The sequence below is a fragment of the Curtobacterium sp. NPDC087082 genome, assembly GCF_044745045.1.
Classification (GTDB): Bacteria; Actinomycetota; Actinomycetes; order Actinomycetales; family Microbacteriaceae; genus Curtobacterium.
The window spans coordinates 291498-313323 of record NZ_JBIUZN010000001.1; the positions used below are offsets into that span (position 1 = coordinate 291498).

The 21826-nt window shown below is 72.0% G+C and carries 20 protein-coding genes; 12 read left to right on the forward strand and 8 right to left on the reverse strand.

Annotation, left to right across the window (positions count from 1 at the left end):
- Nucleotides 1–5: 5 nt before the first annotated feature.
- The 6 genes from ACIPEP_RS01310 (at nucleotide 6) to ACIPEP_RS01335 (ending at nucleotide 6647) form a co-directional block, all read left to right on the forward strand.
- The gene (locus ACIPEP_RS01310) at nucleotides 6–2045 is read left to right on the forward strand and encodes a bifunctional lysylphosphatidylglycerol flippase/synthetase MprF (protein WP_402716245.1); all 2040 of its coding nucleotides are present in this window, start codon (nucleotides 6–8) and stop codon (nucleotides 2043–2045) included.
- Entirely contained in the window at nucleotides 2042–3322 is a 1281-nt protein-coding gene (locus tag ACIPEP_RS01315) for an alpha/beta hydrolase (protein WP_402716246.1), read from the forward strand. The genes ACIPEP_RS01310 and ACIPEP_RS01315 overlap by 4 nt, the downstream gene beginning before the upstream one ends.
- Nucleotides 3319–3486, forward strand: coding sequence for a hypothetical protein (locus ACIPEP_RS01320; protein WP_402716247.1), 168 nt, complete (start codon nucleotides 3319–3321; stop codon nucleotides 3484–3486). Before ACIPEP_RS01315 ends, ACIPEP_RS01320 begins: the two co-directional genes overlap by 4 nt.
- Before the next feature lie 77 nt (nucleotides 3487–3563).
- Complete coding sequence (locus tag ACIPEP_RS01325) at nucleotides 3564–3959, forward strand: lactococcin 972 family bacteriocin (protein ID WP_402716248.1); 396 nt, start codon at nucleotides 3564–3566, stop codon at nucleotides 3957–3959.
- A 25-nt stretch (nucleotides 3960–3984) separates the two neighbouring features.
- Nucleotides 3985–6009, forward strand: a complete 2025-nt coding sequence (locus ACIPEP_RS01330; RefSeq protein ID WP_402716249.1) for a hypothetical protein — start codon at nucleotides 3985–3987, stop codon at nucleotides 6007–6009.
- Nucleotides 6009–6647: an ABC transporter ATP-binding protein gene (locus ACIPEP_RS01335; RefSeq protein WP_402716250.1), complete on the forward strand. Its 639-nt coding sequence runs from the start codon at nucleotides 6009–6011 to the stop codon at nucleotides 6645–6647. The genes ACIPEP_RS01330 and ACIPEP_RS01335 overlap by 1 nt, the downstream gene beginning before the upstream one ends.
- A gap of 15 nt (nucleotides 6648–6662) precedes the next feature.
- On the opposite strand, the gene ACIPEP_RS01340 is transcribed toward ACIPEP_RS01335, so the two are convergent.
- On the reverse strand, nucleotides 6663–7238 hold the full coding sequence (locus ACIPEP_RS01340) for a GNAT family N-acetyltransferase (RefSeq protein ID WP_402716251.1): 576 nt from the start codon (nucleotides 7236–7238) through the stop codon (nucleotides 6663–6665).
- A gap of 113 nt (nucleotides 7239–7351) precedes the next feature.
- Here ACIPEP_RS01340 and ACIPEP_RS01345 point away from each other — a divergent pair, with 113 nt between their 5' ends.
- Complete coding sequence (locus tag ACIPEP_RS01345) at nucleotides 7352–8410, forward strand: type IV toxin-antitoxin system AbiEi family antitoxin (protein WP_402716252.1); 1059 nt, start codon at nucleotides 7352–7354, stop codon at nucleotides 8408–8410.
- Nucleotides 8407–9237: a hypothetical protein gene (locus ACIPEP_RS01350; protein WP_402716253.1), complete on the forward strand. Its 831-nt coding sequence runs from the start codon at nucleotides 8407–8409 to the stop codon at nucleotides 9235–9237. The genes ACIPEP_RS01345 and ACIPEP_RS01350 overlap by 4 nt, the downstream gene beginning before the upstream one ends.
- Here ACIPEP_RS01350 and ACIPEP_RS01355 read toward each other — a convergent pair.
- The 5 genes from ACIPEP_RS01355 to ACIPEP_RS01375 all read right to left on the reverse strand — a co-directional run bounded on the left by ACIPEP_RS01355 (nucleotide 9234) and on the right by ACIPEP_RS01375 (nucleotide 16029).
- Entirely contained in the window at nucleotides 9234–10826 is a 1593-nt protein-coding gene (locus tag ACIPEP_RS01355) for a dihydrolipoamide acetyltransferase family protein (RefSeq protein WP_402716254.1), read from the reverse strand. The two genes, ACIPEP_RS01350 and ACIPEP_RS01355, sit on opposite strands and share 4 nt — an antisense overlap.
- A 41-nt stretch (nucleotides 10827–10867) precedes the next feature.
- Complete coding sequence (locus ACIPEP_RS01360) at nucleotides 10868–11827, reverse strand: alpha-ketoacid dehydrogenase subunit beta (protein WP_402716687.1); 960 nt, start codon at nucleotides 11825–11827, stop codon at nucleotides 10868–10870.
- An 86-nt stretch (nucleotides 11828–11913) separates the two neighbouring features.
- Nucleotides 11914–13050 carry a thiamine pyrophosphate-dependent dehydrogenase E1 component subunit alpha gene (locus tag ACIPEP_RS01365; RefSeq protein WP_402716255.1) on the reverse strand — a complete coding sequence of 379 codons (1137 nt, stop codon included), beginning with the start codon at nucleotides 13048–13050 and terminating at the stop codon, nucleotides 11914–11916.
- A 23-nt stretch (nucleotides 13051–13073) separates the two neighbouring features.
- The gene (locus tag ACIPEP_RS01370) at nucleotides 13074–14153 is read right to left on the reverse strand and encodes a histidinol-phosphate transaminase (protein WP_309888362.1); all 1080 of its coding nucleotides are present in this window, start codon (nucleotides 14151–14153) and stop codon (nucleotides 13074–13076) included.
- 214 nt (nucleotides 14154–14367) lie between these two features.
- Nucleotides 14368–16029, reverse strand: coding sequence for a hypothetical protein (locus ACIPEP_RS01375; protein WP_402716256.1), 1662 nt, complete (start codon nucleotides 16027–16029; stop codon nucleotides 14368–14370).
- A gap of 97 nt (nucleotides 16030–16126) precedes the next feature.
- On the opposite strand from ACIPEP_RS01375, the gene ACIPEP_RS01380 reads away from it, so the two are divergent.
- From ACIPEP_RS01380 to purB, 3 genes are all read left to right on the forward strand, one after another.
- Nucleotides 16127–16525, forward strand: a complete 399-nt coding sequence (locus ACIPEP_RS01380) for a phage holin family protein (protein ID WP_229086539.1) — start codon at nucleotides 16127–16129, stop codon at nucleotides 16523–16525.
- Between the two features lie 119 nt (nucleotides 16526–16644).
- Nucleotides 16645–17157: a low molecular weight protein-tyrosine-phosphatase gene (locus tag ACIPEP_RS01385; protein WP_070419277.1), complete on the forward strand. Its 513-nt coding sequence runs from the start codon at nucleotides 16645–16647 to the stop codon at nucleotides 17155–17157.
- Nucleotides 17154–18539: an adenylosuccinate lyase gene (purB, locus tag ACIPEP_RS01390; protein ID WP_070417158.1), complete on the forward strand. Its 1386-nt coding sequence runs from the start codon at nucleotides 17154–17156 to the stop codon at nucleotides 18537–18539. The genes ACIPEP_RS01385 and purB overlap by 4 nt, the downstream gene beginning before the upstream one ends.
- Before the next feature lie 123 nt (nucleotides 18540–18662).
- On the opposite strand, the gene ACIPEP_RS01395 is transcribed toward purB, so the two are convergent.
- Entirely contained in the window at nucleotides 18663–19577 is a 915-nt protein-coding gene (locus ACIPEP_RS01395; protein WP_402716257.1) for a LysR family transcriptional regulator, read from the reverse strand.
- 72 nt (nucleotides 19578–19649) lie between these two features.
- On the opposite strand from ACIPEP_RS01395, the gene ACIPEP_RS01400 reads away from it, so the two are divergent.
- Nucleotides 19650–20777 carry an EamA family transporter gene (locus tag ACIPEP_RS01400; protein ID WP_402716258.1) on the forward strand — a complete coding sequence of 376 codons (1128 nt, stop codon included), beginning with the start codon at nucleotides 19650–19652 and terminating at the stop codon, nucleotides 20775–20777.
- Here ACIPEP_RS01400 and ACIPEP_RS01405 read toward each other — a convergent pair.
- The gene (locus tag ACIPEP_RS01405; RefSeq protein WP_402716259.1) at nucleotides 20746–21723 is read right to left on the reverse strand and encodes an epimerase; all 978 of its coding nucleotides are present in this window, start codon (nucleotides 21721–21723) and stop codon (nucleotides 20746–20748) included. The genes ACIPEP_RS01400 and ACIPEP_RS01405 overlap by 32 nt on opposite strands.
- Nucleotides 21724–21826: the final 103 nt, after the last annotated feature.

Below are 21826 nucleotides of genomic sequence, written 5' to 3' on the forward strand. Positions count from 1 at the left end.
GGACCGTGGCACCAGCAGCGCTCCTCGGACGACTCCGTCGATCCCCCGTCTCCGTCGCCGTGGCGGTGGTCGCGGTCGCGCTCGTCGTGACCGCACGGATGGCGCACTCCGAGCCGGACTTCCCGCACCACCCGCCCGTCGCGTGCCTCGCCCTCGTGGCGGTGGTCCTGACGACCGTCCTCGCCGAGCGCTCCCTCGGATCGCTCCGGACCCTCGTGATCGGGGTCGGCGCGCCGCTGCTCGGGGTCCTCGCGACCCTCCTCACCGTCACGATCGGTTCGGCGCTGGGCGAGGCACACGCCGAGTTCGCCGTCGGACAGCCGCTCTTCGCCCCCTCCGTCGTCGCCGCCGCGTTGCTCGGGGCCGCGTCGGCGGCGATGCCCGCGCAGCGCCGCTGGCGGACGCGCGCCGCGCTCTGGACCGTGGTGCTGACCCTCGTGCTCTTCGCGGGCCACGGATCGGACCTGGCCCGCGCCCTGGCGACCCTGCTCGGGACCGCAGCCGGCGCATGGATCGTGCGCCGCGCCTCCAGGCCCCAGAGCCGCACCACCCGCGTCACCGCACGGACGGTCGTGGTGAGCGCCCTCATCGCGCTCGGTGCCGGCACCCTGGTGACCCCGATCGTGCCGGACCCGGACGGCGTGCTCTCGCCGTTCGCCGACGCGATGCCGGACCGTTCCGTGGTCGTCGTCGGGGTGCTGCTGCTCCTGGCCGCCTGGCTCGTGCACCGCGGTCGCCGGACGGGCATCGCGCTGGCGATCGGCGTGCTCCTGACGCTCACGGTCGTGCTCGCCGACGTCTTCCTCATCGAGCCGGTCAAGGACGACGCGGTGCAGTGGCAGGGGCTCGGACTCGACGCGATCGAGTGGCAGGTCACCCTGCTCGGCGCGTGGATCGTCCCAGCCGCCGTGCTGCTCGCCGTGCTCCTCCTCCGACCGAGGCTCGTCCGGGCGCGGTTCCGGGCCGCCGGTGCACGCCGTGACGACCTCGTCGAGATGCTCCGCGACGGCGACGCCGGGACCCTCGGACACATGGGCACCTGGCGCGGGAACGCGACCTGGACCCACCCGGACGGACGCGGCGCCGTGGCCTACCGGGTGCGCGGCGAGGTCGCCCTCGCCGTCTCGGACCCGGCGTGCGCCACCGCCGACCGCGCCGATGTCCTCGCCGGCTTCACCGCGTTCTGCGAGCGCAACGGCTGGGTGCCCGCGTTCACGAGCGTCCACGAACCCGTCCGCGCGATCCTCGGTGCGGAGGGGTGGACCGCGCTGCCGGTGGGTGTCGAGTGCGTGCTCGACGTGACGACGTTCGACCTGCGCGGCAAGAAGCGGCAGGACCTCCGGACCGCGTCGAACCGTGCCGACCGCGAGGGTGTCCGAGACGAGTGGACCACACTGGACGCGCTCGACGCCGACCGTCGTGCCGAGGTCGAGGCGATCTGCACGCGATGGGCCGCCGATCGGCGTCTGCCGGAGATGGGCTTCACGCTCGGCGGGTTCCGCGAACTCGACGACCCGGACGTCCGGCTCATGCTCGCCGTCGACGCAGACGGGCACGTCACCGCGGTCACGAGCTGGCTGCCCGTCCACGAGCGGGGAGCGCTGACCGGCTACACGCTCGACGTCATGCGTCGCGGTGACGACGGGATGCCCGGGGTGATGGAGTTCCTCATCGCCCGGACCGCGCTCCGTGCCCGCGAGGCCGGCCTCACCACGATCAGCCTCTCCGGCACGCCGCTGGCCGCCCACGCCGGGGCCCGGTCGCTGGTCGTCCGTGGGTCGGTGCTCCTCGCCCGCGTGCTCGAGCCGGTGTACGGGTTCCGGTCGCTGCAGCGCTTCAAGGAGAAGTTCGGCGCGCGGCACGAGCCCCTGTGGTTGGTCGTCCCGACGCCGTTGCACGTGCCGCGGGTCGCCCGGGCCCTGGCGTCGGCGTACGTGCCGGGCCTGCGGCCGAAGCACCTGTGGGCGCTCCGGCAGGCGCACCGTGCGGTGGCGGACGCCCGAGCAGTGGCCGAGGCCCGTGCCGCGGGTGCGGCGCGCTCGTGAGTCCGACCGAGTGGCTGCTCGCCACCCAGCTGCAGGCGCCGTCGAAGCTCGTCCCGGTGGACATCGCGTTCGCGGTGCTCGCCGTCGCGGTGCTGATTCCCGGTCTCCGGCACACGCGGTCCGGGTCCGCCTGGCGTGCCGTCCGGCTGCGCGCCGTGGTCGCCGTCGGGGCCGCCGTCGCCGTGCTCCTCGTCTGCTGGGTCCTGAGCGACGTCCTGAACCTGTTCGGCGTCGCCCTGAGTCCGGTCACGCGGATGTGGGTCGCGATCGCCACCGCCGCACTCGCCCTGGCAGTCACCGGCATCGTGCAGGGCGGTCGCGGACGCCGGGTGCTCGCCGCCGTGCTCGTCCCGGCCGCGCTGCTCGTCCCCGCACTCGGGGTGAACGTCGAGTTCGCCAAGTACCCGACCCTCGGCACCGTGGTGCAGAGCGACCCGTACCCGGCGCTCGACCTGCACGCGGCCCCAGCAGCCGCGCTCCCGGCGCACGGCGAGGTCCGGACGGTGGACATCCCCGGGACCCGCTCCGGCTTCCCGGCCCGCCCCGCCGTCGTCTACCTGCCGCCGGCCGCACTCGTCCGGGACCCGGCACGCCTGCCGGTCGTCCTCGCGTTCGCCGGGCAGCCCGGTGCGCCGAGCGACATGTTCACCGCCGGGCAGATGGGGACCGTGCTCGACGCCTACGCGGCCGCGCACCACGGATCGGCACCGATCGTCGTGTCGGTCGACCAGCTGTCGGCTCCCGGTCGGAACCCGATGTGCGTCGACTCGACGCTCGGGAAGTCCGCGACCTACGTCACCGAGGACGTGCCCGCCTGGATCGCCGCGCACCTCCCCGCGACGCCGGACCGGCATGCCTGGGGCCTCGTCGGGTTCTCGCAGGGGGCGACCTGCGCGATGCAGTTCGTCACCGCCCACCCGGGGTCGTTCGGCGCCGCGCTGGCGATCTCCAGCGAACTGCAGCCGATCGACCAAAACCCGCGGCACAGTGCCGACCAGGCGTTCGGTGGGTCGGTGGCCCGGTGGAAGGCCGCCGCCCCGATCGCGCAGATGCGGGCGAACGGCCTCGGCGGTCACGCGCTCTGGCTCACGGCCGGGTCCGCCGACCACCAGTTCAGTCGGAACGCCCGGGCACTCGGCAGTGCGGCCCGGACGGCGGGCGCGGACACCGTGGTCGCGTTCGCGCCGGGGAGCGGGCACGACTGGAACACCGTGCAGTGGTCGCTGCGCACGGAACTGCCGCACGAGGCCGACACCCTGTTCGGGGCCCTCGGGTGAGGCCCGTCGTGCTGGCGGTGGTCGCCCTCGTCGCGGTGCTGCTGCTGACGGTGGGGCCGGTCGCCGTGACGCCGGTCGCCGCCGTGCTCCTGCTGCTCTGCGTGGGTGCTGCTGCCCTCGCGACCGGGGACGACGGCTCGGACAATCGTCGTCGCGAATATTGACATGTTGCGTGTTTGACATTGCCGTTCGGTCGCTGTCACGATGTGGCCTGCTCCATGGAGGGGCAGAGACAAGGGGAATGATGCAGAACACGAAGACGAAGATCATCGTCGGCCTCGGGCTGTCGATCGGCCTGGTCACCGGGACCGCCTCGACGGCGTCGGCCACGCCGTTCGAGATCATGGGATCGGGGCCCGTGGCCGGCGGGGTGAGCATCGCCGACTCCGGAGACGGTTCGACCGGAGCGACCACGGGTGTCGGCACCCGGAACGACGGCGGGGGCGGGAGCTTCTGGCAGTGGGGTGTCGGCAAGGACGACACGTGGTCGAACTACTTCCGCGAGAAGCGGTGCCACGGCGCGACGGCTGTCGGGAAGAAGTCCAAACGAGTGTCGAACGTCCCGGGCGGCAAGTACGCGATGGCGAAGACGCCGAAGGCGAGCAGCGGGAACAAGGCGTACTACCACAACTGCTGATCGTGCCGTTCCCGGGAAGTGCGGCATGACGATCCGATCGGTGACGCTCGCCTACGTCGTCCCGCCGGTCCTCGCTCTGGTCCTGGCGTTCATCGGGGTGACGCAGGTCAGCGAAGCAGGACTCATCGGCGCGTCGTCGACGGTCACGGCCACCGCCGGTCCCGAGACCGGCTCGAACCAGCGTGTCGCTGCGGCACTCGACCGCGTGGCACGCGTTGCGGACGCGACCATCGTCCGCGTCGTGGCAGACCGGGCGGCACCCACCACACGACGCGTGGCGCTCGTCACCGATGCTCCGGCGAGTCGCGGTGAACGGTGGCTCCAGGACGGCTACGCGGACTTCTCGAGGTCGATGACCACGCACGTGCGGCCGATGCAGGACCTCGACCAGTTCGACCCGACCGGGACCTACGACGTCTTCGGCGACGACCGAGCTCGACGAGCGGCCGTGCAGGCGCTCACCGAGGTCGGCTACGCGGTGACGTCCGAACGGGTCCCCCTGCTCCATCGGGTCGGGGTCGTCGACGGTGTCGATCGGACAGCCGGACTCATCGTCACCCTGACGCTCGGGTGCTCGACGCTGTGCGTGATGGGGACCAGCGGGTCTCCCCGTCGGTGCGCAGTCCGGAGGTTGCACGGTCGCAGTACGGCGTCGATCGTGCGCTCAGAGCTCGCGGAAGCCCGGACGTCCGTGCTCGCCATCGTGATCGCGGCCCCCTGCGCGGCGATCTGGCTCGGGATGCACAACGGGCTGGCAGACGTGACGACGTTCGGTACGGCGTTCGTCATCCTCTGCGGAGCACTCCTCGCTCCGGTCGCGGTCGCCCACGCGCTCGGCACGATCGGAGCCTGTCGGGTGCCGATGGTCGATGCGCTCCGGGGTGCCCGGCCCGCCGGGGCGCTCCTGGTCGTCGTGCATGCCGCACGGCTCCCGGCGCTCCTCGTCCTGGTCGCTGCATCATTCGACCTCGTCGGCGCCGTCGCGGTCGTCCGATCGGGCAGCGCCGAACGCGACCTCCGAGCAGCAGGAGAGACGGTGCAACTCTGGGTCACTCCGGACCCACGCCCGGTGGACACGCAGCCCTACTGGGACCGGATCGGGGCGTTCGCAGGACGGGCGCTCGACCGCGGGGACGCACTGCTCGCGGCGCCGGTCGAGGTGTCCACCGGGCAGGGCGACGCGACGGCACCCGCGCTGTTCGTCGACGCTGGCTACCTGGATCGACAGGACGTGCGCGCGGACGACGGCGAGCGTCTCACCGCTGATGAGCTGGGCGTCTCCGTCTGGCTGCCACCGCGCAGCACCGTGGATGCCAGCAGACTCGTCCAGGCGCTCTCCGAGTGGGAACTCCGCGATGCTCCCGCTGCAGCACGCTCGAACATCACCGTCGGTCGGCTCGCAGCACAAGAGGTGTACTCCTACCCCGGCGATTCCACGTCGCGCACGTGGCTCGACGACGCGGTCCTGGTCGTCGTACCGGATCCCGCTGCAGCCTTCTCCGCAGACCAACTCGGCTCGTGGTTGTCGAGCGGGGATGTCGTGTTCGGGTCGCGCTCGGCTGCGGAGCGCGCGATCCGGACGTCTGACGTCGGCCGCGAGTTCAGTGCTGTCGTCGACGTGGGCCAGGTGGCCGCGGAAGCAGCTCGGCAGGCAGCGCGCACGGTCGGGATCGGGGTCGCCGGCGTAGTGAGCGCCGTCATCGTCAGCGCGGTGCTCGCCGGACTCGGTGCGGCCGCACACCGCCGGCGGTACGGCCGCGCGCACTTCGCGAGGATCGCGGCAGGAACGCCCTTCTTGCGGGCGAACGCCAGCCTCGTGGTGATCGAGGTCGTGCTCGTCACTGTCGCCACCGTGGCCGCGATCAACACCTGGTGGGATCTCCGCCCGGACGGGGCCGGTATGCGCTCCGCACTCGACCCGGTCGCGCAGACTGCGGGGGTCGCCGTCGCCTTCGCGGCCGGGATGCTCGTGCTGGTCGGTACGGTCAGCGCCACGGCGATCGCGACGACAGCGAAGACCGTTGCACGAACACGAGGGAACGGATCCTGATGATCGAAGTACGCAGTGCCAGCAAGCGCCGCGGGCGACGTGTGCTCTGGCAGGATCTGACGTTCGACGTCGGTCGTGGTGAGATCGTGGCCCTGGTGGGACCGAGCGGCTCCGGCAAGTCGACGCTCCTCGACTGCATCGGCCACATCGACACGTTCGATGCCGGATCGATCCGGATCGACGGCGTCACGGTCGGCGGTGGTGGTCGGAGCGCACGGCTCGTCCGCCGACGACACCTGGGGTACCTCTTCCAGGACTTCGGGCTGGTACCCGACATGACCGTCCAGGCCAACATCGACATCGCACGGGTGCCGGCCCGCGAGCACCGTGGCACACCGGTCCGGACCGCAGCGGCGTTGGAACGGGTCGGACTCGCTGGGCGGGCGACGGATCGTGCGCACGAACTCAGCGGCGGCGAACAGCAGCGTGTGGCCCTTGCACGCCTGCTGGTCAAGCAGCCGGACGTGATCCTGGCCGACGAACCGACGAGTGCGCTCGACGGGACGAACGCGTCGATGGTGCTCGACCTGCTCGACGAGTTCGCGGCATCGGGTGCCGCGGTGGTCATCGCGACGCACGCGGCCGAGGTGGAGACACGAGCGACGACGACGCTCTCGCTGTTCGACCCCGACCGGTGAAGAGACCGGTGCGGGTCAGGCGTTCGCGACGAGCCAGGCCCGCTGCGTCCGCGACAGCGCTCGGTCGGCCCAGACCTGCCGCTCGACACCGTCCGGCAGCGTCGACGACGTCGAGCCCTGCCACACCAGCTGCAGCCCCGCGCGGTCGAGCACGGCCGCCGAGGCCGGGTTGTTCGTCAGCACCCGCCCGGTGACCGCGACGTCGGGAGCGACGTCCGCCGCGGCAGCCACCGCCGCGAGCGCGATCTCCGTCGCGTAGCCTCTGCCCCACGCCGCCGGCGCCAACCGGTAGCCGAGGTTCCACACCCCGGCCGCGGTCATGTCCACGCCACCGACGCCGAGGAAGGCGTGGTCGGCCGCGGCGCGGACCGCCCACGAGCCGAGCCCGTGTCGTGCCCGACCGCCGATCTTGCGCTGGACGAGGTCGACCGTCGAGGCCCGCACCGCGTGCCGTCCCGCGGGGAGGTGGGTCCACGTCCGGGCGTCGGAGAAGACCGCGTGCACGTCGTCGATGTCCGCCGGCGACAGCGGGGTGAGCAGGAGGCGATCCGTTCGGATCTCCTGCGAGGGCATCAGGAGCTGGTGGACCATGCCTCGATCATCCCGCCGCCCACCGACATCCGTGTGAACACCACGCGACGAATGCGGGAGTCCGCAAGCAGGGATTTTCAGCCAAGACGTCTATTTCACTGTACAGTGAAAATATGCCGATCACTGAAAAGACCCTCGTGCAGGCGCTTCGGCGCACACTGCCTCCAGGGTCGATCGACATCATCTCGCGTGACGGGGCCGCTCCGGTGGCGGTGCTCCCCGACGGCTCCGAGGTGGCACTCGTGATGCGCTGGGCCGGAGCAGGGTTCCCACGGGACGTCGCCCGGGCGTTCGAGAACGAGCCGCTGTCCCCGTCGGCAGACGCAGGGGTCGACGCACATCACGAGGTCGTCTTCGCGCAGTCCGTCTCCGACGGGTCACGACGGGTCATCGAAGCCGTCGGTGCGTCCTGGGTCGCACTCGACGGGTCGGCGTCCCTGCACATCGGGACCGTCTGGGTGGAGCGAGCTCCGACTCCCGGCCTCGTCGCCGAGGAGGTCGGGTTCCGCTGGTCAGCTGCGCGGGCGGACGTCGCGGAGGCGTTGTTCGCGATCGTGGCGGACGGCAGTCGGTGGGGCGACGGACGGACACGGGTCCCCGAGGTGGAGAGCCTCGCGACGCTCTCAGACCGATCGCTCGGTTCGGTCTCGAACGCCCTGAGGGGCTTCGACCAGAACGGATGGACCGGACCCGGACCGGAACCGAGGAGTCGTGTGCTCGTCGACGGGTCGGGCATGCTCGACTCGTGGTCGGAGTGGAGTCGCCGACAGCCACGGAACTGGATCTCCTTCCACACCCTCGACCGCGAACCCGCGAGGGTCGAGCGGGTCTTGCTCACGACGTTCGGGACGGACCTCGTCCTCACCGGCGCTTCGGGCAGCGAGCGTCTCCGTCCGTTCCTCACCGGGGCGAGGAGCGTGAGCGCGTACGTGGTCGATGCGGACGACGACCACATCCGCGACCTCGGCGAGCGGGCGGGCATGCTGCCTGCTCCGACGGGGCAGGTCCGGGTCGCGGTGGCACCGCGCGCGATCGCGAACACGACGCGGGTCGCTGCGGACGTCCGGATCGCCTCCCCGGCCCGCATCTACGCCGATCTCCTGACCGGGTCGGAGCGGGAGCGGGAAGCCGCGGACATCATCCGTGACTCCGCGCTGGGGAACCTGCCGTGAGCGCCGACGGGTCGCGAGACCACGCCGCGCGGGCGCTCGCTGAGGAGGCGCTCGCCGCACTCCTCCGGGCAGCCGGTCCCAGATCGACCGAACTGGTCCTCATCGGCGGCCTCGTTCCCGAGTACCTCGTCGAGACCACGGATCCGCACCAGGGAACCAACGACGTCGATCTCCTGCTCGACCTCGGGTTGGAGTACGACCGAGACGAGCACGACTACGGCTGGCTGGAGCGTGCGCTCGTCGCTGCCGGCTTCGTCCCCGCGTCACCGAACGTCGGGTGGCGATGGGTCGCCGAGGTCCGCGGCCACCCCGTGCTCGTGGAGTTCCTCGCCGACGTCGCCGACAACCTCGACCGTGAGATCGCCCTGCCGGGTGCATCCGTCCTCGGCGCGAAGAACCTCCGCGGACCCGGGCCCGCACTCCGAGACGCGCACGATGCCGTCGTGCACGGTCACCCGGTACGGATGACCGACATCGGGGGCTACCTGTCGGCGAAAGGTGCCGCCGCGTACTGGCGGGGCGCGGAGAAGGACCTGTACGACTTCGCGTGGGTGCTGGTGAACGCAGCGAGGATGGACGCCGATCGCGCTGTGAACGCCGTCACAGCGGTGCTCGACGCAGGTGTCGACCGCGATCGGTTCGGCGCCGTGCTGGGAGCATGCGCCTCGTTCGAGACAGCGGCCAGCATCGGTGCGGTCGTGTTCGCGAGCGCTTCGATCGCCGCGGGCGACCAACGCGACCACGACGCGCTCGCGCTCGACGCGGTCCTGGCCGTGCGGATGTTCCGAGCGGGCCTGTTGCGCGCTGCGGAGGGGCGTGACGGCTAGTCGAGCAGCAGCGCCGGCTCCTCGAGCACCGAGGCCACGTCGTGCACGAAGCGCGACGCCACGTCGCCGTCGACGACCCGGTGGTCGAACGAGGCGCCGATCGTCGTCACCATGCGCGACCGGACCTCGCCGTCGACGACCCATGGCTTCGGCTTGATCGTGCCCATCGCCACGATCGCGACCTCGCCCGGGTTGAGGATCGGGGTGCCGGTGTCCATGCCGAACACGCCGATGTTCGTGATCGACACCGTGCCGTTCGCCATCTGCGCCGGGGTGGTCTTGCCGTCGCGGGCGGTCAGGGTGAGCTGCTCGAGGGCCTGGGCGAGCTCGAGCAGGGACATGTCCTGCGCGTCCTTGATGTTCGGCACGATGAGGCCGCGCGGGGTGGCCGCGGCGATGCCGAGGTTCACGAAGTGGTGGACGATGATCTCGCGGTCGGTCCAGGTGGAGTTCACCGAACGGTTGCGGCGGACCGCCCAGATCACGGCCTTCGCCACGAGGAGCAGCGGCGACACCTTCACGCCCGCGAACGTCGGCGAGGACTTCAGCCGCTTGACGAACTCCATCGTGCGAGTGGCGTCCACGTCGACGAACAGCGAGACGTGCGGTGCGGTGAACGCCGACGTGGTCATCGCGGTCGCGATGGCCTTGCGGACGCCCTTGACCGGGATCGTCTCGCTGCGGACGTCGCCCCACTCGGGGGTCTCGATGTTGCGGAAGACGCTGGCCTGCTTCGCGTGCCGGATGACGTCGTCGCGGGTGACCTCGCCCGCGAGGCCGGTCGCGACGATCTCGCTCAGCTCGACGCCGAGGTCCTTCGCGAGCTTCCGGATCGGGGGCTTCGCGAGGACGTTCGTCGCCACGCCGTGTTTGCGCGCGGAGCCGGACCCGAGGGCGGAGATCGCCTCGGCGGTGGTCTCCTCACCGGGGTCGGTGGCGGCTTCGGCCGCTGCAGCGGCGTCGGCACTGGAGGCGCGGCTCGCCTCGGCCGCGAGCGCTGCGGCCCGTCGGGCGCCCGGCTTCCGGCGGGACGGCGACGAGGTCGCGGAGCCGTAGCCGACGAGGACGGCGCCGGAGGACTCGTCCGTGCCGACGACGGAGGCGTCGACGGCGACCGGCTGGGCGGGCGCGGCTGCGGGCTGCGCGGGAGCGGCGGCGGGCGCCGCGGCGGCCCGCGGCGGGGTCGGCGCGCTCACCGGCGCGGGTGCGGCGGGGGTCTGCGTGACCGGGGCGGCGGGAGCGGCCGGTGCCGGCGGGGTGGCGGTGACGTCCGGCGAGGTCGGGACGCTCTGGTCGACGTGTGCCGCGCCTCCTGGGCCGGCGACCGGCGCACCGGACGCGACCTGCGCGTCGGACTCCACGCGGATGATCGGCTTGCCGACCTCGACGGTGTCGCCCTCGGAGACGAGCAGGCCGGTGACGGTGCCGGAGAACGGCGACGGGAGCTCGACGAGGGACTTCGCCGTCTCGATCTCGACGAGGACCTGGTCGACGGTGATCTCGTCACCGATCGCGACGCGCCACTGCACGATCTCGGCCTCGGTGAGGCCTTCACCCACGTCGGGCAGGGGGAATTCGGCGACGGCCACTACGGCTCCTTCGGCGTTCTGGTCGAGCTCGGACAGGGAGGTCAGTAGGCGAGGGCGCGGTCGACGGCCTCGAGGACGCGGTCGGCGTCCGGCAGGTGCAGGTGCTCCAGCTTCGACACCGGGAACGGGATGTCGAACCCGGAGACCCGGAGCGGCGGGGCCTGCATCGTGTAGAACGCCTTCTCGGCGACGGTCGCGGCGATCTCGCTGCCGACGCTGACGAAGCCGGAGGCCTCTTGCGCGATGACGAGACGACCGGTCTTCCGGACCGACGCCAGGAGCGGCTCCCAGTCGATCGGCGAGATCGAGCGGAGGTCGATGACCTCGCAGCTCGTGCCCTCGCCCTCGGCGATCTCCGCCGCCTGCATGAGCGTGGCGACCATCGCGCCGTGGCCGACGAGGGTGACCTCGGTGCCGGTGCGGGCGACGCGCGTCGTGTGCATCGGGACGTGCCCGTCGACGAGGTCCACCTGACCCTTCGGCCAGTAGCGCGACTTCGGCTCGAGGAAGACGACCGGGTCCTTCGAGGCCACTGCTTCCTGGATCATCCAGTAGGCGTCGTTCGGCGTGCTCGGGCTGACCACGCGGAGACCAGGGGTGTGCGCGAAGTACGCCTCGGGCGACTCCTGGTGGTGCTCCACGGCGCCGATGTGGCCGCCGTAGGGGATGCGGATGACGACGGGCAGCGACATGTGCGTCGGCAGCCGGTTCGCCATCTTCGCGAGCTGCGAGGTGATCTGGTCGAAGCCCGGCCAGACGAAGCCGTCGAACTGGATCTCGACGACCGGGCGGTAGCCGCGCAGGGCCAGGCCGATCGCGGTGCCGATGATGCCGGCCTCGGCGAGCGGGGTGTCCCGCACGCGCTCGGGGCCGAACTTCTCCTGCAGGCCCTCGGTGATGCGGAACACACCGCCGAGTGCGCCGATGTCCTCGCCCATCAGCAGGACCTTGTCGTCCGCCTGCATCGCGGCGGCGAGCCCGGCGTTGAGCGCCTTGGCCATCGTCAGGGTCGGGGTGGGGTCGCTCGGGACCTCGCCGGCGCCCGGGTGGGAGCGCAGGGTGTAGTCGAAGAGCTGCTCGGTGGTGCTCATGCGTGGGCGCCCCCTTCGAAGCCGGCCTCGTACTGTTCGAGCCAGGCCTTCTGCTCGGCGACCAGCGGGTGCGGCTCGCGGTAGACGTTGTCGAACATGACGTCGACGGACGGCGGTGTCAGGGCCACGGTGCGGCGGCGGACGTCGGCGGCGATGTCCTCGCCCTCTTCGTCGAACGCGGCGAACTGCTCGTCGGTCGCGCCCTTGGAGCGCAGGTACGCCTCGGACCGGACGATCGGGTCGCGGCGGACCCAGTCCTCGAGCTCGCCCTCGGCGCGGTAGCGGCTCGGGTCGTCGGAGCTGGTGTGCGCGCCGATGCGGTACGTGTCGGCCTCGATGAACGCCGGGCCCTGGCCGCTGCGGGCGTGGTCGGTGGCGACGACCGAGGCCGTGTAGGAGGCGAGGATGTCGTTGCCGTCGATGAGGACGCTCGGGATCCCGAAGCCGCGCGGACGGTCGACGAGCGGGGTCGGCGACTGGACCGACACCGGTACCGAGATCGCCCAGTGGTTGTTCTGCAGGAAGAAGACGACGGGGGCCTTCGTCGAGGCCGAGAACACGTACGCCTCGTTCACGTCGCCCTGGCTCGTCGCGCCGTCGCCGAAGTAGACGATCGAGCACGCGTCGCGGTCGGGGTCACCCGTGCCGACGTCGCCGTCGAGCTTCTGCCCGAGCGCGTACCCGGTGGCGTGCAGGGTCTGCGAGCCGATCACCAGGGTGGAGATGTGGGTGTTGCCGCGCTCGTCCGGGTCCCACCCGCCGTGCGTCTGGCCGCGGTACATCGCGATGATCTCCATCGGCTCGACGCCGCGGTGCATCGTGACCGCGTGCTCGCGGTAGGACGGGAAGACGTGGTCCTGCGCACGGAGGGCGAAGGCGGAACCGGTCTGTGCGGCTTCCTGCCCGTGGCTCGGCACCCAGAGGCCGAGCTGACCGGTGCGCTGGAGGTTGTGACCGGCGTGGTCGAACCGACGGGTGAGGACCATCCGGCGGTGCATCGCCAGCAGGGTCTCGTCCGGGATCGCCCGCGCGGCGGCGGCGAACTCGGCGTTCTCGTCGGTCTCCACGAACCGACCCTCGGGGTCGAGGAGCCGGACGGTGGTCGTCGCGGGGGCCGCGGCGCGGAATGACATGCGGGCCAGCGTAGCGGCAGCGACTACTCGGCTGCCTGGAGGTCCCCCACAAGCGACCGTGCTGTTTCGAGGAGCGTTCCCACAGCCTCGTGCTCCCCGATCGAGATGCGGATGCCCTCGTTCCCGAAGGCCCGGACGATGATGCCGACCTGCTCGAAGCGCTCCGTCGCGTGCGCCGTCAGCTCGCCGGTCGGCAGCCACACGAAGTTGCCCTGGGCGTCGGGCACGTCCCAGCCCTGCTCGCGGAGCGACGTGACGACGTGGTCCCGCAGGACGGCGATCTCGGACACGCGCTCGAGCAGTTCGGACTCGCGTTCGAGGCTCGCGAGCGCCGCCGCCTGGCCCTGCGCCGTGACCGAGAGCGGGATGGCGCAGGCGCGTACGGCATCGAGCACGTACGCCGGGCCGAGGGCGTACCCGACACGGAGTCCGGCCAGCCCGTACGCCTTCGAGAAGGTGCGGAGCACGACGAGGTTCGGGTACCGCTCGAGCAGCGGGGCGCCACGGACGGCGGTCGGCTCGGTGACGAACTCGGCGTAGGCCTCGTCGAGGACCACGAGCACGGTGGCGGGCACCTGGGCCATGAACGCCTCGAACTCGGCGCCGGTCACGATCGGGCCGGTCGGGTTGTTCGGCGTGCAGACGATCACGAGGCGGGTGCGCTCCGTGACCGCGGCGGCCATCGCGTCGAGGTCGTGACCGCCGTCGGGGCGGTTCGGCACCTGCACGCTCGTCGCGCCGGCGACCGTGACGACGCCCGGGTAGGCCTCGAAGGAGCGCCACGCGTAGACGATCTCGTCGCCGGGGCCGGAGGTCGCCTTGGCGAGTTCGTGGAGGATCGCGACGCTGCCGGGGGCGACGTGGACCTCGTCGACGGTGGTGCCGAAGCGGTTCGCGAGCACGGCCCGGACGGCGAGGGCGGTGGCGTCGGGGTAGCGGTTGAACGCGGTCTGCGCCTGCACGGCCTCGACGACGCCGGGCAGCGGCGGGAACGGGTTCTCGTTGCTCGACAGCTTGAAGGCGTCGGCCGCGGCCTGGCGCCCCTGCTTGTAGGCGGGGAGAACGGCGATCTCGGGCCGGATGTGCACGCGCTCGTCAGTCACGGGATCAGGCTACCGGGCCGGGAGAACGGCGATGCGGTGCCCATCCGGGTGCCGGATGTGCACGCGCTCGTCAGTCACGGGATCAGGCTACCCGGCCAGGAGAACGGCGATGCGGTGCCCATCCGGGTGCCGGATGTGCACGCGCTCGTCAGTCACGGGATCAGGCTACCCGGCCGGGAGAACGGCGATGCGGTGCCCATCCGGGTGCCGGGCGTCACCGTCCGACCTCGGCCGGCGGCGCGATCGGGACCACGGGCTTCCCCCAGTCCGCGATGGTCAGCGTGCCGCACCGCGTGATCTCCGGAGCACCCGCTCCCGGCACGGTCGGGACCGAGTCGATCGAGGTCACGATGTCGACCGGCTTCGCGATGAGACCGGGGCGTTCCCCGCCGAGGACGACCCACGACGCCCGTCGGACCCCGTCGTAGTCGTGCTTGTTCGTCAGCCACGTCGTGGCCCCGAACGTTGCGTTGACCTGCAGGAGCTGCCGCTGGTCGGCCAGCCGGTACTTCACACCGCGGACCGTCCAGAAGTCCCCGGCGCCGGTGCGGTCCGTCGCGGACGCCCAGTCGACGACGCACTGCACGTCCGGGTCCGCCTGGGCCGATGCACGGGCCACGTCCGGGAATGCGACCCCGGCCGACACCGGGACGCCGACCGCGACGGCGATCCCGAGCACCGCGAGGGTCGGCCGCGACCGGCCCGGGGTGACCGCGCGTCGACGAGCGCGCGAGTCCCACCGTGCAGCACGCCGAGCCCGGACGAGGGCCTCGACCGCCAGCACGACGGCCACCAGCGGCAGGAACAGCACCGGCTGGAGGTACCGGGTCCACGGGGTCCCGATCACGCCGAAGGCCACGACCAGGAGCGGCGCGAGTGCACCGGTCGCGATGACCGCCACCGCGCCGGGACCCGCAGTGCGCCGGACGCCCGGGACGACGAGCGCCACGACGCAGGCGGCCACGACCGCCGCCCACAGGACGACCTCGAGGAGTCCGGGGAGGGTCGCGACACGATCGGCGAACGCGGACCCGAACGTCCCGAACGCCTGGTCGGCGCGATCGGGCCGGAGCTTCTCGACGCCCGCGAACGCGACGCTGCGGCGGAGCACGAAGACCACGCCGGCCGCGGCCACGACGGTGAACGGCCCGGCGAGGTCGGCGACGGCGGAGCGCAGCACGGCACCACGGTCGGCACGCAGACGCCACCACGTCGTCGCCATGAGCACCAGGAGCACCGCGGCGGGGAGCGACACCCACGCCAGCACCATCGGGTTGGACCACACCGCCATCGAGACGACGGCGACCGCCAGGACGACCAGTACGGCCCGCAGCCGGACACTCGTCGCCAGTGCGTACCGCAGGAGGAGGCCGAAGAGCACGAGCACGGCCCAGATCGTCGCGCTGTAGTACGTCGTGAGGAGCTGCAGCGAGGCCAGCTCGAACGAGCCCCGATCACGCGAGGACTCCGTCAGCACCGACACCGTGAGCAGAGCGACCGGGAGGACGGCACTGCCGGCCCGGAGCCAGACGGACCGGGTCCGCAGGACGGGCGCCACGGCGAACCGTGCGGCAAGCCCGAACAGCACCACGTTCACCACGGCGTTCGCCGCGAGCGCCTGCTGGGCCGTCAACCCGAACAGGAGGCCGGTCGCGTCGTAGAGCAGACGCTCCTGCACGAACAGGACGGGCGAGTACCAGAAGTCGTCGGGGAGGCCGCCCTCGACCGACCGTCGCATGATCGCGAGCAGCACGGAGTCGCCGTCCTCGAAGAGCATCCACGACCGCGGGGTCCGGACGAGGTGCCACACGGCGAGGACCCCGAGGGAGACGAGCACGACGAGCGAGGTCGTCTCGGCGAGGAGGCGTCGAGCCACCCGGGGAAGAGTCGTTGCGCGCGTGGAGGTCATCCATACAAGATATTGCATATCAGACGACAGGACAAGCATCAGACCCGGAGGGCATCATGGACGCATGCGATTCCTCGTCCGCCTCGTCGTCAACGCCGTCGCCCTCTGGCTCACCACGCTGATCGTCAGCGGCGTCTCCGTCACGCCCTTCGGCGACGGCGGCACCACGGCCACCGTGCTCACCTACCTGCTCGTGGCGTTCGTGTTCGGCCTCGTGAACGCGGTCATCGGCACGCTCATCCGGATCGTCGCCTTCCCGATCTACATCCTCACGCTCGGGCTCATCTCGTTCGTCGTGAACGCGATCCTGCTGCTCATCGTCGCCGGGATCTCGGACGCCTTCGGCTTCGGGCTGCACGTCGACTCGTTCGGCTGGGGCATCGTCGGCGCCTTCGTGCTCGCGGTGTTCGCGTGGCTGATCGGGCTGTTCGTGCGGCCGGTGCTGAACCGCCCGCGCGCGTGACGCTGGCCGACGACGCGTCGGCGAGCACCCCGTCGGGGTGGGCCGACGACCGGACCGGCACCGTGCCTCCCGACAGCAGCAGCGTCGCGGACGGACGCTCCCTGCGCCATGATGTCCCCATGACCCCGGACGCCGACGCCCCCTTCCGGGTCTCGTTCGTCTGCAGCGGCAACATCTGCCGCTCCCCCATGGCCGGCATCGTCTTCGCCCAGCTCGCGGCGGACGCCGGCATGGCCGACCGGTTCCAGGTCGAGTCCGCCGGCACCGGCGACTGGCACGTCGGCGAGCCCGCCGACGAGCGCACGATCGCAGCACTCGCAGCGCGCGGATACGATGGCAGCAGGCATCGCGCCCGTCAGTTCGATCCGGACCGGTTCCCGGACCTCGATCTGGTGGTCGCACTCGACCGCTCCCACGAACGCATCCTGCGCTCGTGGGCACCGACCATGGACGACGCCGCGAAGGTGACGCTCCTGCTGCGGTACGACGACGCCTGGCCCCAGCAGACCGACGTACCGGATCCGTACTACGCGGACCGGCACGAGTTCGACCGAGTGCTCTCGACCGTCGAACGGGCCTGCCGGGCGCTCTTCCGCCAACTCGAGCCGGCAGTCCGTCAGGGAGCCCCATGACCCCCCTTCCCCCGCAGCCGATCAGCCCGCTCGACGGGCGCTACTACCCGATCGTGCACACGGTGGGCGAGCACCTCTCCGAGGCCGGGCTCAACCGCGCGCGCATCGTGGTCGAGGTCGAGTGGCTCATCTTCCTGACCGACCACGCGATGTTCACCACGTCGCCGCTCAGCGTCGACGACAAGGCCGCGCTCCGCCGGGTCGTGGAGACCTTCGGCCAGGAGCAGATCGCCGAACTCGCCGAGATCGAGGCCACGACGCGGCACGACGTCAAGGCGGTCGAGTACTTCGTCCGTCGTCGCCTGTCCGAGCTCGGGCTCGACGCGATCGCCGAGCTCACGCACTTCGCCGCGACGAGCGAGGACGTCAACAACCTCTCGTACGCGCTGACCGTCCGCGACACCGTCGACCAGGTGTGGCTGCCGGCCTACCGCGCCGTCGTGGCGAGGCTCCGCGAGCTCGCCGACGAGCTGAAGAGCGTCCCGATGCTCTCGCACACGCACGGGCAGCCGGCGACGCCGACGACGCTCGGCAAGGAACTCGCGGTCGTCGTCTACCGCCTCGAGCGCGTGCTGTCCCAGATCGAGGGCGGCGAGTACCTCGGCAAGTTCTCCGGCGCGACCGGCACGTTCTCGGCGCACCTCGCGGCCGACCCCGAGGCCGACTGGCCCGCACTCTCCCGCGAGTTCGTCGAGGGTCTCGGGCTCACCTGGAACCCCCTCACGACGCAGATCGAGTCGCACGACTGGCAGGCCGAGCTGTACGACCGGGTGCGCCACGCGAACCGGATCCTGCACAACCTCGCGACCGACGTGTGGACCTACATCTCGATGGGGTACTTCACGCAGATCCCGGTGGCGGGTGCCACGGGCTCGTCGACGATGCCGCACAAGATCAACCCGATCCGGTTCGAGAACGCCGAGGCCAACCTCGAGATCTCGTCGGCGCTGTTCTCCACGCTGTCCGAGACGCTCGTGACGTCGCGGCTCCAGCGTGACCTCACCGACTCGACCACGCAGCGGAACATCGGCGTCGCGTTCGGGCACTCGCTGCTCGCGCTCGACAACCTGCGCCGTGGCCTGGGCGAGATCGCCGTGAACGAGGTCCGTCTCGCCGAGGACCTCGACCGCAACTGGGAGGTGCTGGCCGAGGCCATCCAGACGGTCATCCGCGCCGAGGTCACCGCCGGGCAGTCGAACATCGAGGACCCGTACGCGATGCTCAAGGAGCTCACGCGCGGGAAGCGCATCGGGCAGGCGGAGCTCGTCGCGTTCGTGAACGGCCTGGACATCTCGTCCGGCGCGAAGGCCCGGCTGACGAACCTCACCCCGGCGACCTACACGGGCCTCGCCGACGAGCTGGTCGACCACCTCGACGTGTAGCGCGGCGCGCGGCGCTCGCTTCGTGAGCAGAAATGGTCGGGTCCCGAGCAGGGACCCGACCATTTCTGCTCACCAAGCGTCGGACTGGAGGCGCGGGTCGGCCCCGCCGGCAGCGTCACCGCCTCAGGTGGTGACGTCCAGGGCCTCGGCGACCAGCGCCTCCAGGACCGTCCGGACCACGGGGCGGACCGCACGGTCCGGCCGGACGAGCGCCTCGATCCGCCGCCCTGCGCGGACGTCGGCGAGCTCGGCGAGGTGGAAGCGACCGGACGCCCGGGTCCCCGAGGTGTACCGCGGCACGAGCGCCACCCCGTGTCCGGCGGCGACGAGGTTCTCGATGACGGGCAGGTGGATCGTCCGGAAGCCGACGCTCGGCGGCGTGTCCGTCGCCGCCGCCATGGCCGTGAGCACCCGGTCGATCGGGTAGCCCTCCGGCACCCCGATCCAGGACTCCCCCACGACGTCGTCGATGCGGACCCGCTCGCGGGCGGCCAGCCGGTGGTCGAGCGGGAGCGCGACGTCGAGCGGCTCGCGGAGGAGCGGGACGGTCTCGAGCGCCTCCCGGCCGGCCGGTGGGGCGCCGTCCGGCCGGTGCCCGATGACGACGTCGTGGTCGGCGGCGAGGGGGCCGAACGCGTCCTCGCTGACGTCGACGTCGACGAGCACCAGGTCGATGCCGGGGTGCTCGCGCATCCGGGTGAGCAGGCCGGGCAGCAGGAGCTCCGCGGCCGACGGGAACACGGCGAGGTCCACCCGCCCGGTCGCGCCGCCGAGGTGCTCCTGCCACGCCGCGTCCACCGTGGCGATCGCCGTCGCGACGCCGCTCGCCAGCCCGGCGAGCACCCGGCCGTGCTCGGTGAGCCGGACCCCGCGGCCGACCCGTTCGACGAGGGGGACGCCGACCTGGCGCTGGAGGGTCTGGAGCTGCTGCGAGACGGCGCTGGGCGTGCGGTGCGTGGCATCGGCGACGGCGGTGACGCTCCCCCGCTCGGCGAGTTCGCGGAGCACGGCGAGGAGCTGCACGTCGAAGCCGACCATGCAGGGAGCCTACAACGTCGGTACGGAACTCTTCGCTGGTGCTGAACGGTGCAGCTGGGTCACGATCGACCCGTGCGCACCCGTGACCGTCTCCTCGCCGTGGTCGTCGCCGTCGTGTGGGGGCTCAACTTCCCCGCGACGGCCCTCGCCCTCGAGCACTTCCCGCCGTTCCTGCTCGCCGCGCTGCGGTTCACGCTGCTCGCGGTCCCGACCGTGCTGCTCGTCCCGCGTCCGAGGATCCCCTTCGGCCGGCTCCTGCTCGTCGGCTTCGGGCTCGGGGTCCTGCAGTTCGCGTTCCTGTACCTCGGCATGGCCGCGGGGCTCCCGTCCGGGTTGGCGTCGCTCGTCCTGCAGGCGTCGGCGCCGTTCACGGTGGTGCTCGCCGGGGTGTTCCTGCGCGAGCGGCTCACCGGCCGGCAGGTGATCGGGGTCACGATCGCGGTGGCGGCCCTGGCGGCGATCGCCGTGCACCGAGCGCAGGCGGCGGCGCTGCTGCCCGTCGTGCTCGCGCTGTGCGGGGCGCTCGGGTGGGCGATCGGCAACGTCGCGACCCGTCGGGCCGGGGCGGCCAACCCGCTGCACCTGACGCTGTGGTGGTCGATCGTGCCGCCGGTGCCGATGGCCGTCCTGTCGTTCGTCGTCGAGGGGCCGTCGCGCATCGGGAACGCGCTCGGGACGGCGTTCACCGCGGAGGCGCTGCCGGCGGACCTCGGACTGCTCTACATCGTCCTGGTGGCCACACTCGTCGGGTACGGCATCTGGTCGCGGCTGATGGCGGCGTACCCGTCGAGCACCGTCGCGCCGTTCTCGATGCTCGTGCCCGTGGTCGGGGTGTTCGCCTCGTGGGTGGCGTTCGGGGAGGTGCCGGACGCGGTGGAGATCGCGGCCGGGGTCGTCGTGGTGGCCGCCGTGCTGTGGTCGTCCCGGCCCGCGCGGTCCCGCCCGGCACGGGTCCGCCCGGCACGGTCCCGCCCGGCACAGGCCCGCCCGACACGGGCCCGCCCTGCGCGGGTCCGCCCGGCGTCGTCGCCGGTCGAGGTCGCACCACACGCCGCGGACGCTCCGCCGAGGTCGCACGACGTGCCGTCCGCCGACGGCCGGGGCGGCAGTTCGAGCGACCTCGGCGACCCGCCCCCGCCCCCGCCGACGCCCGCGCCGACGCCGGCGCTCAGCCCCGGTGCTGCCGACGCTCCGCGATGATCCCGGCGAGTGCGCCGCGCAGGTGCGGGTAACGGAACTCGTACCCGGCCTCCACCAGGCGCGTCGGCACCACCCACCGGCTCTTCAGCACGAGCTCCGTCTCGGTCCGGATCGCGAACGACCCGAGCTCGAGCATCCACCGCCACGTCGGGATCCCGAAACGTTGCCCGACGGCGTCCCGGATGGTGGCCATCACGGTGCGGTTGTCCGACGGGTTCGGGCTCGACACGTTGACCGCGCCGTCGATGTCCTCGTGGTCGCGGACGAAGCGGATCGCCCCGAGGACGTCCGCGATGTGCACCCAGCTGAACCGCTGCCGGCCCCGGGTGTGCCGGTTCACGTGGTAGGTGCCGGCACGGAGCCGGGAGCGCGTCGGGAACCACGGGCCGTCGTACTGCGGCCCGCCGAGTCCCGCCTGCGCCAGCCGGAGCAACGGCACGAGGGCGCTGCCGTCGCCGAACACGATCGCCATCCGGAGCGCCACGCGGCGGGTGCCGGGCAGGTCGACCGCGGACAGGGCGTCCTCCCACGCCTTCGCGACCGAGACCGAGAACCCCTCGCCGAGCTCGCCCGTCGCCTCGTCCTGGGGCCGGTCGTCGGCATGCCGGTAGATCGTCGCCGTCGAGGCGTTGACCCACAGCGGCGGCGGGTGCTCGCTCGTGCGGATCGCCTCGGCCAGTTCGAGTGTGGTGTCGACCCGGGAGCGGATGATCTCCGCCCGGTTCCGGCGCCCGTACCGGCAGTTGACGCTCTTGCCGGCCATGTTCACGACGAGTGCGGCCCCGTCCACGAGTTCCCGGATCCGCATGGTGTTGCCCCACACGGCGTCGCCGGTGCGGCCGATCGTGACGACCTCGTAGCCCTCGTCGCGGAAGGCCTCCTGCAGGTACTGCCCGACGAAACCGCTCGCCCCCGCGATCACGGCGCGGCCCTTGTGGTCGCTCATCTCATCCCCGTCCTGTGTCCGGCGCGATCTCGTACCGGAACGCCCCCTCGTACCGGTACAGCGTGCCGACCAGCGGGGCCGAGAGCACCAGGGACACGCGCTG

Bases quoted from the DNA above. Each gene is read 5' to 3' on its own strand.
- ACIPEP_RS01380 (WP_229086539.1), top strand. From the start codon at position 16,127: ATGCGATTCCTCGTCCGCCTCGTCGTCAACGCCGTCGCCCTCTGGCTC.
- purB (WP_070417158.1), top strand. From the start codon at position 17,154: ATGACCCCCCTTCCCCCGCAGCCGATCAGCCCGCTCGACGGGCGCTAC.
- ACIPEP_RS01385 (WP_070419277.1), top strand. From the start codon at position 16,645: ATGACCCCGGACGCCGACGCCCCCTTCCGGGTCTCGTTCGTCTGCAGC.
- ACIPEP_RS01405 (WP_402716259.1), bottom strand. From the start codon at position 21,723: ATGAGCGACCACAAGGGCCGCGCCGTGATCGCGGGGGCGAGCGGTTTC.
- ACIPEP_RS01345 (WP_402716252.1), top strand. From the start codon at position 7,352: ATGCCGATCACTGAAAAGACCCTCGTGCAGGCGCTTCGGCGCACACTG.
- ACIPEP_RS01330 (WP_402716249.1), top strand. From the start codon at position 3,985: ATGACGATCCGATCGGTGACGCTCGCCTACGTCGTCCCGCCGGTCCTC.
- ACIPEP_RS01325 (WP_402716248.1), top strand. From the start codon at position 3,564: ATGATGCAGAACACGAAGACGAAGATCATCGTCGGCCTCGGGCTGTCG.
- ACIPEP_RS01360 (WP_402716687.1), bottom strand. From the start codon at position 11,827: ATGGCCAAGGCGCTCAACGCCGGGCTCGCCGCCGCGATGCAGGCGGAC.
- ACIPEP_RS01335 (WP_402716250.1), top strand. From the start codon at position 6,009: ATGATCGAAGTACGCAGTGCCAGCAAGCGCCGCGGGCGACGTGTGCTC.
- ACIPEP_RS01365 (WP_402716255.1), bottom strand. From the start codon at position 13,050: ATGTCATTCCGCGCCGCGGCCCCCGCGACGACCACCGTCCGGCTCCTC.
- ACIPEP_RS01340 (WP_402716251.1), bottom strand. From the start codon at position 7,238: ATGGTCCACCAGCTCCTGATGCCCTCGCAGGAGATCCGAACGGATCGC.
- ACIPEP_RS01395 (WP_402716257.1), bottom strand. From the start codon at position 19,577: ATGGTCGGCTTCGACGTGCAGCTCCTCGCCGTGCTCCGCGAACTCGCC.